Source organism: Loktanella sp. DJP18, from assembly GCF_049310965.1.
GTDB lineage: Bacteria > Pseudomonadota > Alphaproteobacteria > Rhodobacterales > Rhodobacteraceae > Loktanella.
Genome location: NZ_JBMERN010000329.1, coordinates 1 through 1247, shown reverse-complemented (window position 1 = coordinate 1247; position 1247 = coordinate 1). Strand labels below are relative to the sequence as shown.

Annotated in this window: 2 protein-coding genes and 2 pseudogenes; 2 read left to right on the top strand and 2 right to left on the bottom strand. The window is 55.7% G+C overall.

Annotation, left to right across the window (positions count from 1 at the left end):
- Window positions 1-231: 231 nt before the first annotated feature.
- Entirely contained in the window at window positions 232-468 is a 237-nt protein-coding gene (locus tag ACOI1H_RS25675) for a hypothetical protein (RefSeq protein ID WP_422441158.1), read from the bottom strand.
- 353 nt (window positions 469-821) lie between these two features.
- Here ACOI1H_RS25675 and ACOI1H_RS25670 point away from each other — a divergent pair, with 353 nt between their 5' ends.
- A complete protein-coding gene (locus ACOI1H_RS25670; protein WP_422441159.1) occupies window positions 822-1040 on the top strand; it encodes a hypothetical protein in 219 nt (72 codons plus the stop codon).
- Here ACOI1H_RS25670 and ACOI1H_RS25665 read toward each other — a convergent pair.
- Window positions 1030-1148, bottom strand: a pseudogene (locus tag ACOI1H_RS25665) (integrase core domain-containing protein); the annotation flags it as partial. The gene ACOI1H_RS25670 and the pseudogene ACOI1H_RS25665 sit on opposite strands and share 11 nt — an antisense overlap.
- Before the next feature lie 3 nt (window positions 1149-1151).
- Here ACOI1H_RS25665 and ACOI1H_RS25660 point away from each other — a divergent pair.
- Window positions 1152-1247: pseudogene (locus ACOI1H_RS25660) on the top strand (integrase core domain-containing protein); the annotation flags it as partial.

Sequence of the window (1247 nt, the reverse complement as noted above, 5' to 3'; positions counted from 1 at the left end):
CGCGGCACACAAACCGAAGGGTCGATGAGATCGCCGGTTAAGGTCGGCTTGCACTGAAAATGCCCGCTAGCCGTGATGTGTCTTCTCTTCCAAAAAGTGTTGGGTGCGACAAAACCAAAAAATGGATAGTGTTTTTGAGGTCGTGAGATCGCACTGCGAGAGGCCGGCGGTGGTGCAGGTCACCTGACACTTGCCGTTTCCGGATCACTCAACGCGAGAGAGGGGTCCATTTCACTCCCGACGTGCCCGCAATGACAGTCCGGACATTGGACAGACAGAGTCGCCAGCCTGCACAAGTGTTATTTCATCATCGGCTTCGGTCGGGCCACAGGTGATAGGAAATGGTGTCGTGCCCACATCGCCTTCAGCGTCGGACAGCGTCAGGCTGGCGTCTTGGATGACGTAGCTCTCGGTCACATTCCAGCCGCGGCTCTCGTTCGTCAGCTTGAAGGTGCCGTCCTCGGCCATCTAGCTGGCACATTGCTCCTAAGGTTTATACGGAACGCAAGACGCCATCAGGCACAGCAAATCGTCGCCTGAAATCGTTGTTCAGGGTGAACCAATCACAGTCCCTTTCACGAAACTGTCGGACAACTAGGACAGATGCTGTGGCTGCTTGGCCTGTCCGAGTTGTCCGACCTTATTTGTTTACGGCCCCAGCACAGACACTTTTCATGACATACAGGCGTGGCGGATCCGGAACCGCTATGGGCGCTTTCGATTTGAGATTAGGTCCATCCGTGCCGGTAAGGATGCCATGGCACAGTGGACCGCATTTCTGATAGATTAACGTTGCAGATATTCAGTTGAGAAGGACGAGCATGCGCAACGATATATCAGATTTGCTTGGCTTCATCGGTCGCAATGAGATCTGGCGCGACAGGCTGCAGAAAGTAGCTGCCGAGCACCTTATGCCAGCACTCGAAGAATTTGCGGTGGATCACGATGAGATTGCTGAACTTCTGGGTGAGCCGTGGCCCGGCGTGCTTTGGGGATGCGGGTTCGAGGATTTCCTCGGTCGGAGGTATGGCGGGCGTTGAAGCTCTCGCAGTAGGCGTTCTCCCACGGTGACCCGGGGTGATGAATGCTGTTTTCGCGCCCACTGCACCGATCCAGGCACGCACCTTCTTGGCCATAAAGTCTGCGCCATAGCCGATAACCGCACGATCGACTGGCATTACATTGCGCCAGCAAGCCGACACAGAGCCCATTCATCGAGAGCTTTAACGGCCGGCTGCGGGACGAAC

Excerpts from the sequence above, each read along its gene's own strand:
- ACOI1H_RS25670 (WP_422441159.1), top strand. The coding sequence starts at position 822 with ATGCGCAACGATATATCAGATTTGCTTGGCTTCATCGGTCGCAATGAG.
- ACOI1H_RS25675 (WP_422441158.1), bottom strand. The coding sequence starts at position 468 with ATGGCCGAGGACGGCACCTTCAAGCTGACGAACGAGAGCCGCGGCTGG.